Consider the following 17,963-nt stretch of genomic DNA (forward strand, 5'->3'; position numbering starts at 1 on the left):
AAAAATTACATCTATTATTTTCCGAAAACATGTGATATACTACAAAAAAATGTCGAATTTGTTGCTTTTATGTTGAATTATCAGAGACCACTAGGCTAAGATTTAGTCAGGATTGCTGATTTTTTTTAATTAAACTATTTTTGAAAGGGGTTGAACATTAAGATCAATTATAATGTATCATTTATGACATTGCGGCCAAACAACTAGAAGGATGAATCAAGGTTCTATCACGTTTCAGAGCAGGGAAGCCAGTGACAAGGACCGGACATAACTCCGTATCTCTGTAAGAAAAATTGGGAGAAAACGTATGATGAGGAGAATAATAAGCATATTTCTTATAATATGCATGGTCGTTGGTCTGACGCCGATATCGGTAGTGGCAGAGGAAGGGAATCCTGGCCAGACATCGGAAAGTTTTACCACACAAAGTGAAAATTATGAATCAGCAACACCGTCTGAGGCGGAAGAAGAGCCAGAGACGGAAGAACCACAGACAGAACCACAGACAGAAGCACCGCAGGAAACAACCGCAGAACCGGAACAGCTTGCAGAACCGGAAGCAGTTACAGAACCAGCTGCAATGCCTTTTGAGTTTGAAGAAGCAACGCCGGCTCAGGCATTGATGGCAGGTCTGGTGCCTGATATTGAGTATCTTGGGTTAACTTCTTATACATTTAATGCAGCGGATGAAGGCTATAGTTGGATAGCACCAAATCAAATACGTATTAACAACAACGGGGAAGCTTCTACTGGAAATTTGGATATTGTATTAACTGGAAGTAACAAAGATGACTATAGTATTAGTAAAACGTCTCTTCCCAGCATTGGGAAAAATGAATCTGATTATTTTAACGTATCGCCAAAAACCGGGCTTTCAGTTGGTATTTATACGGCTACTGTAACAGTATTGGACGGCAACGACGTACTTGGAAGTACGGAATTAAGTTTTACCGTTACACCTGCTGGATCAAAGTATCCTGTAATAATAAAAACTTATATTGATAACACTCTCTCCGATATGGAAGGAGCGGTGGAATTAAGAAATTTACAGACCACTACTGAGGTTCCTAAAACGGGAACTGGTTCGTATGAAACTACAGCTGCAAATGGTACATATAATGTCTATGTAGACGGCAAGGATACAAACCAGATTATTGAAATAAGTAATGCAACAAAGTATGTATTTCTTGATTATTATACAGTCAGTTTTTCGGCTTCCTATGCCGGAACAGCAACGGGAAGCAGTATTAATGCGACTGCTGGAGGGACAACCATTGCCAACGGTGCAAAGGTTATAAGAGGAACCGTTGTTACGATTATAGCAGCCGGAGTTGGTGCTGCAGGGTATGCTTATGCGTGGAGCGGAAGCGGAATAACCAGCGGTCAGACTACAGAATCACTGACAACGACTTACCTCTCCGGACCGATAAATGCAACATGCCTGGTAACCGGAGTAGGGGTAATGCCAACAGATCCTGATTATAAAATTGGTGACAACAGCTATATGTGGACCGGATCAGATCAGACAATTGTACTGTCAGGAACCAATGATACACTTAGTATTTTAAAATCTCCCACAGCTGTTATCAGAATTGACGTCAGATCTGAGGATTTATCCACAGTAACAATTGATGGAAATGATATTTCCTGTGATAAGACTTATATAGAAGTCTATAATGATATTACGCTGAATCTGATAGACCTTACGATTACTGCGCCTGATAAAGCGGGAGTGGAAAGCTCTGCAATGGTCCTTAATAAAACTGATGACGAAACGGATCAGATGAATATTATTGTAAGTGGAACCTGTAATTTAACCGGTTCCAGCTGGGGAAGTGGTATTCGCTCCATACACGACCAGGATTTATCCATTACCGGTAACGGTACATTAAATGTAACCGGCGGCAGCACTACCGACAGCAATCTTACCGCAGGTCAGGGAATCGATATGGAAGGTTATACTTATGCCAGCAATTCCGGTGCCAGGCTTACCATTGACGGAGGCGTAACGGTTAATGCAACGGGAGGAAATGGTGAGAATAATAACGGGGGAACCGGCATCAGAGTTGGCTGGGGAACGATCCGGATTGGAAATTCGGTGGTTACAGCAACTGGAGGAAATTCAAGCGCAGCCAGTAGCTGGACTCCTGGGCATGGTATTCAGGTTTCCTTCCCTGCCAATAATCATTCCAAGGGAGGAAATATTCTCATTGAGGATGGTACTGTAACGGCAACCGGAGGTGATTCGGAAAACACCCCTGCCGGAAGAGGAATCGATGCAATGAGCCAATTGGACGTCACCGGAGGAACTGTAACTGCAGAAGGCGGCTACAGCAAAAAAGCTCTGGGTGGATATGGAATTTATGCTTATGTGCAGAAGGTAAATATATCTGGGGGGACCGTAACAGCAACGGGCGGTGATAGTCAGGATTCCACTGCCGGAACAGCAATTGCTACCTATTACAAAGATGTGGATATTACTGGAGGAACCGTAACCGCCATTGGTGGTAACGGTAAAACAAACAGTTCGCTTGGATTGTACAGCAATTCGGGTAACATAAACATCTCCCAGGCTTCCGTAACCGCCATAGGCGGCAATGGTCAGGTCAACGGTTCCCACGCCGTTTATACACATACCGGACTAATAAACATTGGTGATGGAGCTGATGTTACTGCCATAGGAGGTAACGGAACTACCGGAGTCGGTGGTGTTGGATTGCGTGCTTACGGAAGCAGTGAAGTATCAAATGCTGACCGGGGAACTGTCAGCATCTCAAAAGATGCAGGAGATATCTATATTCGCGGCGGCCGGGGGGCTTCCGCAACCCGGGATTCTGTAATGGGAAGAAACATATACATTTCTACCGGAAATATTGATCTCATATCAATGGAAGCCGGGGCTTCCCGTACAATTATGAATGCAGAGGGCGGTGATAACGTATATCGTATGAAAGCGGCAGTCAGCCCTGCAGCTGAGACTGTTATTTCCTCAGAAGTAAACGGAACACCAGGAAGATACACTTACAGAGCTGTAACAAAGGACGATGGTGTAGCCTACCTGTGGCTTCCGGCAGGATCACAGACGGTATCCTCATCTGGTTATGCCAGTAAAACCTCAGATATACCTGGAAATGACAGTTCCGTAAAAGAAGTGACCCTCATAAAAACACCTACTGTAACGATTCCAGGAGCTCCCCAAAATGTTACAGCAGTTGCCGGCGATAGAAGTGCGGTTGTAAGCTTCAGTCCGCCAGCAAATAACGGTGGAAGCTCCGTTCTGTCTTACATAGTGACTTCCAGTCCAGGTGGTGTGGCAATCAGTGGATCTTCCAGTCCAATTACAGTAACAGGTCTGACAAATGGAGTTTCCTACACCTTTACTGTCAAAGCTGTCAATTCTGCAGGAGCAGGAACAGACTCCACACCATCTGCTCCGGTAACACCAAAAGCAGTTGTGGAAGGCACTTATAAAGTTTCTGGAAAAGTAGTTGAGGAAAACGGCAACCCCGTACCCGGTGCGTTCCTTGTACTAAAAAAAGGAAACCGTCAGGTAGGAACTACTTCAACGGACGAAACTGGTAATTTTACAATCAACGGTATACCAAACGGTACCTATAATTTACAGGTAACGAAAGATGGTAAAGTTGTGACAGTTCTGGTTGTGGTTGACAATGAAGATTGCGTACTAAGCGATTCAATCAGAATGCCGTCAGGTACGATCAACAGCATCGTCGAAGTAAAGACCGGAGCTCCTGATATTGTGGTGGGTAATTTAGAGGAACAGTTTACCCAGGAAGATAAGGAATTTGCACAGATTTCCGGCAACAAGGTGGAAATCAAACTGGTGGCAGATCTAAAACAAAAAGAAGAAATTAAAGATGATGCAGATAAGATCTTAAATGCTGCCGGTGGAAATCCCATCGGACTATACCTTGACCTGTCTGCATATAAAACACGGACAGAAAACAGCATACCAGGTACACCCGAGAGGCTGGGAAATCTGCCGGAGATTATTGAAATCGTATTTCCATTGCCTGAAAATCTGAGAGGAAAATCAGGGATAAACGTTCACAGGGTCCATAATGGAATCCCACAGACTCTTCAAAATGGCAGTCCGGATGAAAACGGAGAATATTTTGTAGCAGCAACAGATACAATTACCATTTATACAAAGAGCTTTTCAATCTATGCAATCAGTTACACGGAAAGCGGCACAGGAGGAAACGCAGGAAGTGACAGCGGTTCAGAAACATCAAAAGCAGTCTGCAGCAGATGGCCAGGCCAGCCGGTTATGGGTAGGGAAGATATTCCGGTCACTCATACAGAGAATGGAGAGGCTTATGCAGCAATTACAGAAAAAGCTGTTTTAGATGCTGCAACCAGAGCATGGGATGAAGCAAAAGCAAAAGGAAAGACAGCAAACGGCATCGGTATTTCTCTGACTGTAAAAGATTTAGGAGATGAGAAGGTTGTTGGATTTGTAATCCCACAGTACATATTAAAGATCCTGACAGAGAAATATATCAGACAATTTGAGTTAAAGAGCGATATGATAGTCTTAAATCTGGATTTAGAGGCACTGAGAAATCTTCGTGTCCAGAGTACGGGTGACGTTACCATTACCATGGCTCCTGAAACCAGACGTTCCGGCAACGCCCAGACAATGATTATGAACAGACCAGTATACCGGGTAACAGCCGGATATAACAAAGACGGCAATCATATGGAGATTAAATCAATTGGAAATGGAAGCGCCATCTACTCAATTCCATACACTCCGGACAAAGAAGAAACAGGATATCTTTACGCAGTATCGGTTGACGAACAGGGAAATGCAGCCCGTATTACAAACTCTGCCTATGACACTAATACAAAGAGTATAATCTTTACCTCCAATCAGTTCCAGACAGGCGGAGTGGGCTATACCCAGGGCAATCGTTTCACTGACATATCCACCCATTGGGCAAAAGAAGCAATGGATTATGCGGACGGAAGGGGACTGATTACCGGTACCTCTGACACCGTATTTTCACCAGATGGCAACATTACCCGTGGAATCCTTGCCACAGCCCTTGGCAGGCTGGCAAATGTCGACCCAGGGCTTTATCAGGCCAACAGTTTTACAGATGTAAGTTCTGAAAGCAATGCAGCTTCTTACGCAGACTGGGCGAATAAAAAAGGCATTATAAAAGCAACTGGAAACGGACAGTTTTTACCCGACCAGCCTGTAACCAGAGAAGAAATGGCTCTAATTTTACAAAATTATACGAAAGCAGTCATGAGTTGTCCGTTATCCATTACCAGAGATGCAATTAACTATGATGATAACGCAAGTATTGACAGTGTATACAAAAAAGCTGTTACTTCCATGCAACAGGCGTGCGTGATAATGGGCGAAAAGAATAATCACTTTAATCCAAAAAACAACGTCACCCGGGCTCAGGCCAGCATGGTGCTTTACCGTCTGGCAAAGCTCACCATAGATCCTTCCAGTGCACAGGGCTGGGCACGAAATGATGGCGGCCAGTATCTCTACTATAAGGATGGAAAAGCATATACCGGTTGGCTGGATACAAATGGTAAGAAATATTACTTCTATGCCGATGGTATCCTTGCAACAGGCACTAGAATTGACGGACATGATGTAGATGAAAATGGAGTTATGAAAACAGAATAACAGATAAGTAAATAGTAATGAAAATCCCCCTGATCATAAAAAATCGCTTTTTATTCCGCGCTTTTCCAATCAGGGGGATTTTTTACTATAAAAGTTTAGCCATATAATATTCATCAACGGATCTTCCATCTACAATCATAGAACGTTCTTTTTTTCCTTCGATGTAAAATCCCATTTTCTCATACAGATGGCGTGCCTGTTCATTCTCGGTCATGACGGTCAGTTCCAGTCTTGTAATGCCATTTTCTCTTGCCCACTGTTCCATTTTCTGAAAGAGCATCGCTCCGTATCCGTTCCCTCTGTAGTCTTTTAAAATTCCAACAACCAGATAGGCACTGTGGCGGATCCTTCGTGGCTCTCCCCTTAAAGCAGAAATAAAACCGACTAATTCCCCTTCATTTTCCAGCAAAAGAAAAAGAGATCCGGATCTTTCCCACTGCTCAATTCTATGCTTCATATCATCGGCTGTTGCAGTCCGTTCTCCCGGTTCATACATCATGAAGCTGGTTTCTGTATCCAACTGTTTTAACATTTTTACCAGGAGATCAGAGTCTTCTGGTATAACTGTTCTTATGTGCATCTGCATTTACCCCCATTCAAAAGTATTTCTCTTATTATACATGGCATCTGAAAAAATGCAATCGGAGTTTTAACACTCCATTGCCCTGTGTTTGGGGTTGTGGTAGAATAGGGACATGGTTTTGATTACGAGGTTTAGAGAAGAAAGCTGGAAAGAACATGTATTGTATGAGTGTGAGTCACAAGATGGCTCCGGTAAATATCAGAGAGAAATTAGCCTTCAGCACCAAAGAAAAGGCTGAATTAATAGAAAGACTGATGAAAAAGGATTCCATAACAGGCGTCGTCGTGCTTTGCACCTGTAACCGCAGTGAGATCTATGTTTCAGGATCAAAATATGCCGTTAGAGAACTCCAGAGGGAGGCTGCCGGTTTAAAAAACGTTCGTCTGGGAGAATTAATTAAATATTTAAATGTCTATCAGGAAGAAAGTGCCATAAGGCATTTATTTAAGGTTGCCTGTGGTTTTGATTCCATGGTTTTAGGAGAAGATGAGATTCTGGGACAGGTTCGGGAGGCTTATCAGTATTCCAGAGAATCAGGAGCTGCGGATTACGAACTGAATGTGCTGTTTCAGAAAGCGATGGCTGCAGCAAAGCGAATTAAAACAGATACCAGACTATCCAGAACCCCTCTTTCCATTGCAACTCTTGTGGCAAATGAAGTATTTCATTTCAACAATGAGGGAGAGTATAAAGATGTTATGGTAATCGGAATGACAGGGAAAATGGGGGGAACCATAACCAAGAATCTGCTAAGTAAGCCCGGTATCCGTGTAACAGGAACTGTCAGAACCCACTCCTCAGATTTGCTGCTGAAAGTGGACAGCGACCGGATCAGGGAAGTGGATTACAAAGAACGCTACCAATATATGAATGATATGGATGTGGTGATCAGTGCAACTTTAGGACCTCACTATACCATAACCAGAGAAGAACTGGAAAAATGTGCGAATTCGGATAAAAAGCGGCTTTTTATTGATGTAGCCGTACCTGTTGATATGGACCCTGAGATCAGGGAATATCCCGGACTTACATTATATGATATTGACTATTTTGAAACACTATCAAAGAACAATACCCAGATTAAGCTAAAAGAACTGGACTGCGCCAGAGAGATTATGGAAGAAGAACTGGATGGGGCATTAAAGGAAATTTTGTTTCATCCTTATATTTCCCAAATGGATGAATTAAAAGAAGTGCTGTCCGGTAAGCGGCTTGATACTCTTTTATACCGCATCCGGGATCATGTTACCAGTGAGGACTTAAAGGTGGTGCTTCGGACATTAGATGGGTTAAAGGACTGGATGAGAGAGGAGTGACAATGGCTTATTTTCCGTTTTTTGTAGAGCTTGAAGGGAAAACGTGCCTGATAGTAGGCGGTGGAATGGTTGCTTACAGAAAAGCACTTGTGTTAAAGGACTTCGGACCTGAAATTACGGTGGTTGGTTTCGAGATGATTTCTGAGATGGAGCAGCTTGCTGCCGCATGTGATAAGACCATGACTCTCATCAGGCGGGGCTTTGAAGATAAGGATATAGAACAGGCGGATTTTGTGATTGCCGCAACGTCAGACGAAGAACTGAACAGGCACATATCTGTTATATGCAGACAGCAGAAAATTCCGGTGAATGTGGTGGATGTACAGGAAGAATGCAGTTTTATATTTCCAGCTCTGATTAAAGAAGAGGATATCGTTGTGGGAATATCCACAGGAGGCAGTTCTCCCACCATCGCCCAGTATTTAAAAAAACGGTTTAAAGAAGCCATTCCCAAAGGATTTGGCATGCTGGCTGGCCAGCTTGGTACCTACCGGGAACTGGTAAAGGAAAGGGTGCCTTCCCTCCCTGTCCGGACTGAAATCTTTAAAATTATGGTAATAGAAGGAATCAGGCAGGGCGGAGTATTTACCAGAGAACAGGCCATAGAGCTGATAGAAAGGAAACTTGGGGAACATGAAAATTGATACCATACGCATTGGAACCAGAAAAAGTGCACTTGCTGTTGCACAGACTCAGCTGGTCGCCGATGCTTTGATAAAGGTTACACCCGGACTTACCGTGCAGCTGATGAAAAGGCAGACAGAAGGAGACCGCATTCTTAATAAGCCGCTTTTGGAGTTTGGCGGAAAAGGAGTGTTTGTAACAGAGTTTGAAGATGCACTTTTGCGGGGAGAGATTGATTTAGCTGTCCATAGTGCAAAGGATCTTCCCATGGATTTAAAAGAAGGTCTTGGAATTGTGGCAGTCCCGGCGCGTGAGGATCCAAGGGATGTACTCATAACCTTAAAAGGCACTGACTTAAATAAAAGAGAAGAGATTGTAATTGGTACTTCCAGCTTAAGAAGAAGGATACAGATCGAAGAGATCGGAAGTACTTTATGGAAAGAAATTCCGGTCCGGTGCGAGAATTTAAGAGGGAATGTGCAGACCCGTTTAAAACGGCTGGCTGATGGGGATTTTGATGGAATCATTCTTGCAGCTGCAGGGTTAAACCGCCTGAGTATCCAGTCAGATCCAGCCTTTGATTATCATTACTTCGACTGTGAGACCATGATTCCTGCCGGAGGACAGGGAATTCTGGCGGTAGAAGGAAGAGTGGGAATGGAAAACTGGCCGGAGATATGGCCAATTGAAAATAAAGAAGCAAGACTATGCCTGACACTGGAGCGAAAGATATTAAAGCTATTAAATGCAGGATGTCATGAGCCGGTGGGAGTCTACTCCCGCATTGAGGAAGGTCAGTTTGAGGTCTTTGGAATCAGAAGCAGAGACAGCCAGACAAAAAGAATCCATCTTAAGGGTAAAACAGAAGAGTTGGACAGCCTGGCGGAAGAAGCCGCAAAAAGACTTTAATTGAAAATGGAGGATGTCATGAAGAAAAATGGAGTGGTATACTTAGTCGGTGCCGGGCCGGGCGATCCCGGTCTCATCACCCAAAAAGGATTGAAGCGGCTTGGCAGCTGCGATGCACTGGTTTATGACTCCCTTGCTTCGGATTATTTCCTCGATGAGGTACCCGAGCATTGCAGAAAGATCTATGTGGGGAAACGGGCAGGCGCCCATTCCATGAAGCAGGAAGAGATTAACCGGCTCTTAGTGGAGCTGGCAGAGGAAGGTTTGAATGTGGTCCGTTTAAAAGGAGGAGATCCCTTTGTATTTGGACGGGGAGGAGAAGAGATTCTGACACTTTCGGAGGCAGGAATCCCCTTTGAAGTAGTACCTGGTGTGACCTCTGCGGTGGCAGCGCTTTCCATGGCAGGAATTCCTGTGACTCACAGGGCGGTGAGCCGAAGCTTCCATGTAATGACAGGACATACTCTCTCTGAGAATGGAACCCTTCCGCCTGATTTCGATTCCTTTGCCAGACTCTCAGGAACTCTGGTTTTTTTAATGGGACTCTCCAATCTTTCCCTGATTGTTAATGGTCTTATTAGAAATGGAAAGCCGGAAGATACACCGGCAGCTGTAATTGAAAACGGAACCCTTCCGCAGCAGAGAATAGTCCGGGGGACTCTGAAGGATATTGAGAGCAGAGCAAAACAGGCAGAGATTAAAAGTCCTGCCATCATTGTGGCAGGGGACGTGGCAGCTCTGGATTTTTCATCTACCCTGAATCAGCCCCTGAAGGGCTGCAGGATTGGTATTACCGGAACCGAATCCTTTACTGGAAGACTTCGTCAGGAGCTTGCAGAACTTGGAGGAATGACAGACAGTATATTGACTTTATCCATAGATTCCTATCGGTCAGGGGAAGCCATGAATAAAGCATATCAAAGGCTAAAAACCTATTCCTGGCTCATATTTACCAGCGCCAATGCAGTGAGAGAATTTTTCACCGGCCTTTTCGAAGGCGGTTATGATTTGCGCTCACTGGGAGCCATAAGATTTGCAGTGATAGGGAAAGGCACGGAAAATGAACTGGTTAAGTTTGGTTTTCATGCTGATTATATTCCTGACCGCTATCAGGTAACAGATCTTGCAAATGGATTAAAGACCCTATTGTCAAAAGAAGACCGGCTGCTCATACCCAGGTCATCAGGCGGGTCGCCGGAACTGAACCGGGTTCTTGATGAAGCAGGGATCTGTTACGATGATATTGTACTATATGATGTGGCGCTGAAAAAAAAGGAACAGGAAGAGCAGGGAAACGGATTGCCCCCTCTTCATTATCTGACTTTTGCCAGTGCATCCGGCGTAGATGCATTTTTTAGGGAAGAAAGAGAGAAAATCCTCAATTTGCTTTCCGCTTTAAAGGTGGTCTGCATCGGTGATATCACAGCAAAGGCGCTTTCCCGGTATGGGAGAGAAGCTGATTTAATTGCACCGGTTTACAGCGTATCAGGGCTGGCAGAAATCATTTGCCAGGACTGGTGTAAAGAAAAGGAGTAAATTATAATGAACACAGAAGAGTCAAAGAAATTATTTGAAGAATCCGGAAACTATTTCCCAGGCGGAGTTAACAGCCCTGTAAGAGCATTTGGCTCTGTGGGGGGAGTTCCCGTATTTATAAAAAAAGCGGAAGGATCCCGTATCTATGATGAGGATGGGAATGAATACATTGATTATGTGAATTCCTGGGGACCCTGTATTCTTGGACATGGGTATCAGCCAGTGGTAGAAGCGGTGAGAGAGGCATGTCTTTCCGGCTTATCCTATGGTGCGCCTACGAGAAGAGAGCTGGAACTTGGAAAACTGATTACACAATGTATTCCCTCCATGGAAATGATGCGAATGGTCAGCTCCGGAACGGAAGCTGTCATGAGTGCCATTCGTGCAGCAAGAGGGTTTACAGGGAGAGATAAAATCATTAAATTCAAGGGCTGCTACCACGGACATTCTGACGGTCTTTTAGTAAAAGCGGGTTCCGGAGCTCTGACAGGCAGCGCACCGGACAGTGCCGGTGTGCCTGAATCCTATACGAGACACACGCTGTTAGCAGGTTACAATCAGGAAGATACAGTGGAAGAGCTGTTTCGTCAGTATCCCGGAGAAATTGCAGCGATTGTGGTAGAGCCTGTGGCAGCCAATATGGGACTGGTGGCTCCCAAACCAGGTTTCCTTGAGTTTTTAAGAGACATTACAACCAGGTACGGAGCACTTTTAATCTTTGATGAGGTGATTACAGGATTTCGTATGGCTCTTGGGGGAGCTCAGGAATATTATCAGGTAAAACCCGATCTCACCACTCTTGGTAAGATTGCGGGAGGCGGCATGCCCATGGGCGTCTACGGCGGACGCAGGGATATCATGGAAGTTGTATCGCCTCTTGGGAAAGTTTATCAGGCCGGAACATTATCCGGGAACCCTATAGCAACTGCAGCAGGAATTGCAACAATCAAAGCTTTGATGGACAGGACGGATATCTATTCCTCCCTGGAGCAAAAAGCGGATACCCTGGTGCAGACTTTAAAGGAGATTCTCCCAGGCGCACAGGTGAACCAGGCAGGTTCCTTATTCAGTGTATTTTTTGCTAAGCACCCGGTGGTGGATTATGAGTCAGCTTTAAAATCGGATACCCGGATGTATGCAAAATATTTTCACTATCTCCTTGAGCATGGTATCTACACAGCTCCTTCCCAGTTTGAGATTCTGTTTTTGTCAGCAGCTCATACCCAGGAAGATATCGAAGAGACCAAAAGAATTATGAAAGAAGCGGCGGCAAATTTATAATCAGTCATGCATGGAGGATGTTACAGAAATTTATCTGTACCATCCTCTTTTTTTATTGTTATAAAAGAAGAAGTATAAATTCTAAAAGAACCATAAATTGTATTAACATTTACTCGAATCTATTGATAAATGTCCTGATTTGGTATATTTTATTGATAGAGGAGGCGAAATATATGGACTATTTAGTTGTGTATACAAGTAAAACCGGAAATACTCAGAAGGTAGCCATGAAGATATTCGAAGCGCTTCCGGGGAAATCGAAGGATATTGTTAATCTGGAGGAATACCATGGAGAAGAAGCAGATACGTATTTTGTAGGATTCTGGAACAACAGGGGAATTTGTACAACAGAAGTAATTGATTTCCTCTCCGACCTCCATGGCAAACAGATCGCTTTGTTTGGTACCTGCGGAATATTTGAAAATAAAGAATATTTAAAGCAGGTGGAAAATCAGGTTTCTGTTTTTCTGCCGGAAGATAATGAATACCTGGGCTGCTATTTATGCGGAGGTAAGATGGGACCAAAAGTACTGGAGAAATGCAGACAGATGCAGGCTCAGCTTAATACTCCCCAGATCAGGGAGATGATTTTAGCATATGAAGATGCCATGCTCCATCCCAATAAAGAAGATTTAGATCAGGCAGGTGTATTTACAGAATCGGTGTTAAACCGGATTCAAAGAAAAAAGGAGGAGCAAGATGGGATTAAAAGATGATGGAAGTTCTGGAAAGAACCATAAAAAACCATTTATTTATTATTACATGATTGTATTGGTCCTGATGATTATATTCAATGCCATGGCTGTACCGTGGCTTCAGTCCAAGACCGTGACGGAGGTCCCCTACAGTACCTTTTTGGAGATGGTAGATCAGGGCAAGATTCAGGCAGTTGCCAAAACGGAAACGGAAATTCAGTTTAAATCCGATACAGGAAAGAAGGACTGGGAAGGAAAACCGGTCTATGCTGTTTACAAGACGGGTATCTGGCCGGATGAGACGCTGACAGAACGGCTGATTGCCCATAATGTTGAGTTTGAAAAAACTATTGTACAGCAGATGTCGCCGTTAATTTCCATTCTCTTAACCTGGATTGTTCCCATTCTGATTTTTGTATTTCTGGGTAATTTTTTATCCGGTCAGATGCAAAAGAAGATGGGTGGAAATACCATGTCATTTGGTAAGTCCAATCCGAAGATTTATGCAGAATCAGAAACCGGTAAGAATTTCACGGATGTAGCCGGCCAGGAAGAAGCCAAGGACGCATTAAAGGAGATTGTAGATTTTCTTCATAATCCGGGTAAATATGCATCCATCGGAGCCTCACTTCCAAAAGGAGCCCTGCTTGTGGGACCTCCCGGAACTGGTAAGACCCTTCTTGCAAAAGCGGTGGCGGGAGAAGCTCATGTGCCGTTTTTCTCCATATCCGGTTCTGAGTTTGTGGAGATGTTTGTAGGTATGGGTGCTGCGAAAGTCAGGGATTTATTTAAACAGGCCAATGAAAAGGCACCCTGTATCGTATTTATTGATGAGATTGATACCATTGGAAAGAAGCGTGACGGCGGTGGATTCTCCGGCAACGATGAGAGAGAACAGACCTTAAATCAGCTTCTGGCTGAGATGGATGGATTTGACGGTAAAAAAGGAGTTGTGATTCTGGCGGCTACCAACCGTCCGGATTCTTTAGATAAAGCTCTTTTACGTCCGGGTCGTTTTGACCGCCGGATCCCGGTTGAATTGCCGGATTTAAATGGCAGGGAAGCCATTTTAAAGGTACATGGAAAAAATGTAAAGCTTTCGGATGATGTGGATTTTCACGCAATTGCCCTTGCAACCTCAGGCGCAAGCGGAGCCGAACTGGCCAATATGATTAATGAGGCTGCATTAAGAGCCGTGCGTATGGGAAGAAAGACGGTGACTCAGATCGATTTAGAAGAAAGTGTAGAAGTGGTGATTGCCGGATATCAGAAAAAGGATGCCTCCGTGAATGTGGAAGAAAAGAAGATCATAGCTTACCACGAAGTAGGGCATGCCCTGGTTGCCGCGTCCCAGACCCACTCGGCACCTGTTCATAAGATTACCATTATTCCCAGAACTTCAGGAGCTCTTGGATATACCATGCAGGTTGATGAAGAAGAACGCCATTTGCTTACAAAGGAAGCCGCGCTTAATAAAATTGCTACATTTACCGGAGGTAGGGCAGCAGAGGAACTGATTTTCCAGACAGTTACAAGCGGTGCGTCCAATGATATAGAGCAGGCCACAAGAATAGCCAGGGCAATGGTTACCCGTTACGGTATGACTGATGAGTTTGATATGGTAGCACTTGAGACAGTAACCAATCAGTATCTGGGCGGTGACACATCTCTTGCCTGTTCTCCAGATACTGCAAAGCGGATTGATGAAGCAGTGATTGGAATTGTGCGGCAGCAGCATCAGAAGGCTTATGAGATACTAAAAAGCAATCTGAACAAGCTTCATGAAATAGCAGAATATCTGTTGGAACGTGAGACCATTACCGGAGAGGAGTTTATGGAGATATTTAAAAGGGAAGCTGTAAAAAGCTTATAACTCCATGATTTTTCGATAGAACAGAAACAGAGGGAGTGTTGCAGTTTTGCAACACTCCCTGATTTTTTAATCCATATGATTAATAATCTTCATGTATAGAATACCATCTAACGTATTCACAATCAATATATTCTTCAAATGGTCAACAGAGGGTATCCTGATATAATCTATTAAGTCATATCATTTCGAAGTGCATCAATAATATTCTCTTTTTTTATCTTCCCAATGGCGTATAACATAGTAAGGAACACGATAAAGAGTACACTAAATGCGCTGATTACCATACTGGCGAAAGGAAAGAGAAACTTAAAATTCTCCGTCCGTTCTGCGATTACAAATCCTTTGTAAATCAGCCAGGATAGGATTCCAGCCATTGGAAGTCCCAGTAAAAGGGCCTGTATGCCATAAAAGATGCATTCAAATACCATCATTTTATTAAAAGACCACTCTGACATTCCAATTGAGCGCAGCATGGCCAGTTCCCGTCTGCGCAGCCTGATATTTGTGGAAATGGTGTTGAACACATTGGCTATGGCTATCAGTGAAATCATAATGACAAAAACATACGTAAATACGTCCGTGACAAATGTAAGGCTGTGAAACTGCTCAAGTATTTCATGCGCATTGTATAAATGGTATTGAGATGTAATTCCCTCACTCTGTATAATTGTTTCCATTTCCGCCGCTGACTGTGAAGGAGTCTTTGATTGAAAATTCATGCCAATGGCTAATGGACTATCCGGGATTATAAATTTCTCTTTAAGTGAATAAGGCGCTATCACCATAAAAACACAGAAATCTTTTTGAGACTGAGATGACTGTTTTGGTGGCGGATCAATGGGGTAAGTATCAACAAACGTAGTGTCTATATCCAGTTTCTGTTCTGTTTTCTGGTTACCCTCTGTGCCAGGGGTAATCGAAAGGATCATGGAGCGGTTTGGAAACAGATCATACACTTCATCCGGTTGGTCTGTTCTGACATTCCGCTGTTTTGCAATGGCGATCATTTTCCCGTTTGGTCCGGTATATTCTTCTTCGGATAAACCTGATTGGCGAATAAAATCCAGATAGTCACTGTCTGCGATAAACTGAAGATCCAATGGAATATGAACCATTTCATCCGGATTGGTATAACCTTTATATTGACGGTACTGATCCGAAAGATCACCAGCTCTGATGGTGCAGGAATAAGGGCAGATGACCTGATAGGTGCTTTCATAAACACCGTCAGCAGTCTTAAGTCTGTTGTAAAGAGGAAGCATTTCGCTGTCGTTCATGTCCTGAACGTCAAACAGAATGTCATAGTCAATATCCACCTTAAACTGCTGCAAAAGGCGTTTCAGAGTTGATCCAAAGGCATTGCCTGATACGAATAGTACGACGCTTAGAACAAGAGAAAGCACAATGCTTTGATAACGTCTTTTGTTTCTCTTGAAATTTTTAAGAGCCAGAGTACCTTCCAGCCCGTAAATTCGGCGGGATAGCTTTGATATTTTTACATCTTTTGAATGGATTTTCACCTCATTCGTCTGAAGAATATTCTCCATTACCGAAGTACCTGCCGCCTTTCGCGCTGGAATATAGGCTGAAATCAGGATAGTTATCAGACTAACAGCAGCGGAGGCAGCGATTGAAGCGGCGGATACCCACAAGGTTAAAGGTACGGTGCTGTAAAGAATATTATTAAATTTCCCTGCAACTATGGGAAGGATCAAACCAATACTTCCAATTCCTGCCAGAATACCAATGGGAATACCGATAGCACCGATACAAAATCCTTCAAAGAGAACTGAATTTCGAAGTTGTTTTTCAGTTGCCCCCACCGACGCAAAAATCCCAAACTGGTGTGTGCGTTCATTCAGGGAGATTTGAAAGGAGTTATAGATAAGAAGAACCGATCCAGTCATTATAATAGCAATCAGAATTCCCCCAACTGTATATAGAAGTGTGTTGATCAGCCGGTTTTCCGATATGCCTATGAAACGCAGAACATAATCATTTAATAAGTAATCTTGTTTTCCGGCTTTGTCGCTTACATAAGCTTTCACCTGGCGCGGGTTTTTCAGAGTAACAAAAAGGCTGAATCTGTCTGTGTTCTCTTTGCCGTCTGCTTTCGTTATCAGGGTGTATCCCGGAGCGGAATGCTCCTCGAATCCCGGACGCTGGCAGATTCCCACAACCCGATAGGTTTTCTTTGATCTGGACACCAGGGTTTCTCCCCCAGTTCCTGAATGATAGGGGATGTGCTGACTGAGATTCCTGTTTCCATCCACCCGGTCTCCGATTTCAAGGGAAATCGTATCCCCAACCCGGAACCGGACCCCTCCTTTTTCTGCAACGTGTGCCGGTACCAGAACCTCTCCGCTGTTTTCTGGAAGTCTGCCGGAGATCAGGTTTATGGGTAACGTATGAAATGCCTGGTCACTGAATCCTGCAATAAAAAGATAGGGCTTTTCCGGACTCTTTGCTCCTTCAAGCACAGCGTAACCCATATTTTCCACTGTTGCAATGCCGCTAATTTCTTTATCGTCAGCCCGTTCCTGGATGAAAGTAGAATCTACATCTGAAAATTCAACGTGCCAATTTCCGTATTTTACGATGGAACCTCTGATGAGAAAATGAAGGAGAGAAGTGCTAAAGGCGGCGACTCCCGTAATCATGGCAGTGGATAAAACAACTCCGATAATCGTAACAATCGTTCTGGTGCGATTCTTTTTCATGCTTTGCAGAGTGGCTTTATTTAATATATTCATGGCTGCACCACCCTTTGATCCCGTGTTACCTTTCCATCAGATATCCCAATAATACGATCTGCCTGCAATGCAATATTTTCGTCATGTGTAACAAGTATCAATGTCTGTCCATACTTTTTATTGCTTTCTTTCAGCAGTTTTATGATTTCATGCCCATTGCGGCTGTCCAGACTGCCGGTGGGTTCGTCGGCAAGCATGACAGCCGGGGCATTCATCAGGGCGCGTCCGATGGAAACCCGCTGTTGCTGCCCGCCAGACAGCTGATTGGGTAAATGGTTTTTGCGGTCCCATAGTCCAAGCATATGAAGAAGGTCATCGAGCCGCTCCTCATTGACAGGCCGTTTGTCCATCAGAACAGGCAGTGTAATGTTCTCAACCACATTAAGCGTAGGAATGAGGTTATGAAACTGATAAATCAGACCTACCTGACGCCTGCGGAAGATAGCCAGTTTTTCATTGTTCTGGGCGTATACATCCTGCCCATCTAAATATACCTTACCGCTTGTGGGTACATCCACACCCCCAATAATATGAAGCAATGTGGATTTACCGGAACCGGAAGAGCCGATAATAGCTGTAAATCCCCCTTTTTCAATGGTAAGAGAAACATGATCCAGTGCGGTAACCTGACTGTCACCTTTCCCGTAAACCTTGCAGAGATTTTCAATTTTTAAGAACTCCATTCTGTGAGTCTCCTTTCCTTTGGCTTACCCATA

At 43.9% G+C, this 17,963-nt stretch carries 11 protein-coding genes; 8 read left to right on the forward strand and 3 right to left on the reverse strand.

Going from position 1 to position 17,963, the window contains the following annotated elements:
- Positions 1-307 precede the first annotated feature (307 nt).
- Positions 308-5,677, forward strand: coding sequence for an S-layer homology domain-containing protein (locus tag BXY41_RS04770; RefSeq protein ID WP_104435229.1), 5,370 nt, complete (start codon positions 308-310; stop codon positions 5,675-5,677).
- 85 nt (positions 5,678-5,762) lie between these two features.
- On the opposite strand, the gene BXY41_RS04775 is transcribed toward BXY41_RS04770, so the two are convergent.
- Positions 5,763-6,257, reverse strand: a complete 495-nt coding sequence (locus tag BXY41_RS04775; protein WP_104435232.1) for a GNAT family N-acetyltransferase — start codon at positions 6,255-6,257, stop codon at positions 5,763-5,765.
- Positions 6,258-6,415: 158 nt separating this feature from the next.
- On the opposite strand from BXY41_RS04775, the gene hemA reads away from it, so the two are divergent.
- The 7 genes from hemA (at position 6,416) to ftsH (ending at position 14,494) form a co-directional block, all read left to right on the forward strand.
- Positions 6,416-7,576, forward strand: a complete 1,161-nt coding sequence (gene hemA, locus BXY41_RS04780; RefSeq protein WP_104435234.1) for a glutamyl-tRNA reductase — start codon at positions 6,416-6,418, stop codon at positions 7,574-7,576.
- A gap of 2 nt (positions 7,577-7,578) precedes the next feature.
- The gene (locus BXY41_RS04785) at positions 7,579-8,220 is read left to right on the forward strand and encodes a precorrin-2 dehydrogenase/sirohydrochlorin ferrochelatase family protein (RefSeq protein ID WP_104435236.1); all 642 of its coding nucleotides are present in this window, start codon (positions 7,579-7,581) and stop codon (positions 8,218-8,220) included.
- Entirely contained in the window at positions 8,210-9,109 is a 900-nt protein-coding gene (gene hemC / locus BXY41_RS04790; protein WP_104435238.1) for a hydroxymethylbilane synthase, read from the forward strand. The genes BXY41_RS04785 and hemC overlap by 11 nt, the downstream gene beginning before the upstream one ends.
- 18 nt (positions 9,110-9,127) lie before the next feature.
- On the forward strand, positions 9,128-10,645 hold the full coding sequence (gene cobA, locus BXY41_RS04795; protein ID WP_104435240.1) for a uroporphyrinogen-III C-methyltransferase: 1,518 nt from the start codon (positions 9,128-9,130) through the stop codon (positions 10,643-10,645).
- Between the two features lie 6 nt (positions 10,646-10,651).
- Positions 10,652-11,926, forward strand: coding sequence for a glutamate-1-semialdehyde 2,1-aminomutase (gene hemL, locus BXY41_RS04800; protein ID WP_104435242.1), 1,275 nt, complete (start codon positions 10,652-10,654; stop codon positions 11,924-11,926).
- A gap of 173 nt (positions 11,927-12,099) precedes the next feature.
- A complete protein-coding gene (gene bilS / locus BXY41_RS04805; RefSeq protein ID WP_104435244.1) occupies positions 12,100-12,642 on the forward strand; it encodes a flavodoxin family protein BilS in 543 nt (180 codons plus the stop codon).
- Positions 12,626-14,494, forward strand: coding sequence for an ATP-dependent zinc metalloprotease FtsH (gene ftsH / locus BXY41_RS04810; RefSeq protein ID WP_104435246.1), 1,869 nt, complete (start codon positions 12,626-12,628; stop codon positions 14,492-14,494). The genes bilS and ftsH overlap by 17 nt, the downstream gene beginning before the upstream one ends.
- 170 nt (positions 14,495-14,664) lie before the next feature.
- Here the strand turns inward: ftsH and BXY41_RS04815 are convergent, their stop codons facing one another.
- Both BXY41_RS04815 and BXY41_RS04820 read right to left on the reverse strand, forming a co-directional pair.
- On the reverse strand, positions 14,665-17,247 hold the full coding sequence (locus tag BXY41_RS04815; RefSeq protein ID WP_104435248.1) for an ABC transporter permease: 2,583 nt from the start codon (positions 17,245-17,247) through the stop codon (positions 14,665-14,667).
- A complete protein-coding gene (locus BXY41_RS04820; RefSeq protein WP_104435250.1) occupies positions 17,244-17,930 on the reverse strand; it encodes an ABC transporter ATP-binding protein in 687 nt (228 codons plus the stop codon). The genes BXY41_RS04815 and BXY41_RS04820 overlap by 4 nt, the downstream gene beginning before the upstream one ends.
- Positions 17,931-17,963 lie beyond the last annotated feature (33 nt).

Origin of the sequence: Lacrimispora xylanisolvens (genome assembly GCF_002934545.1) — a bacterium.
GTDB lineage: Bacteria > Bacillota > Clostridia > Lachnospirales > Lachnospiraceae > Lacrimispora > Lacrimispora xylanisolvens.

Coding starts and splice junctions, on each gene's coding strand:
- BXY41_RS04775 (WP_104435232.1), bottom strand. CDS start 6,257: ATGCACATAAGAACAGTTATACCAGAAGACTCTGATCTCCTGGTAAAA.
- hemA (WP_104435234.1), top strand. CDS start 6,416: ATGTATTGTATGAGTGTGAGTCACAAGATGGCTCCGGTAAATATCAGA.
- hemC (WP_104435238.1), top strand. CDS start 8,210: ATGAAAATTGATACCATACGCATTGGAACCAGAAAAAGTGCACTTGCT.
- BXY41_RS04820 (WP_104435250.1), bottom strand. CDS start 17,930: ATGGAGTTCTTAAAAATTGAAAATCTCTGCAAGGTTTACGGGAAAGGT.
- BXY41_RS04770 (WP_104435229.1), top strand. CDS start 308: ATGATGAGGAGAATAATAAGCATATTTCTTATAATATGCATGGTCGTT.
- ftsH (WP_104435246.1), top strand. CDS start 12,626: ATGGGATTAAAAGATGATGGAAGTTCTGGAAAGAACCATAAAAAACCA.
- cobA (WP_104435240.1), top strand. CDS start 9,128: ATGAAGAAAAATGGAGTGGTATACTTAGTCGGTGCCGGGCCGGGCGAT.
- BXY41_RS04815 (WP_104435248.1), bottom strand. CDS start 17,247: ATGAATATATTAAATAAAGCCACTCTGCAAAGCATGAAAAAGAATCGC.
- bilS (WP_104435244.1), top strand. CDS start 12,100: ATGGACTATTTAGTTGTGTATACAAGTAAAACCGGAAATACTCAGAAG.
- hemL (WP_104435242.1), top strand. CDS start 10,652: ATGAACACAGAAGAGTCAAAGAAATTATTTGAAGAATCCGGAAACTAT.
- BXY41_RS04785 (WP_104435236.1), top strand. CDS start 7,579: ATGGCTTATTTTCCGTTTTTTGTAGAGCTTGAAGGGAAAACGTGCCTG.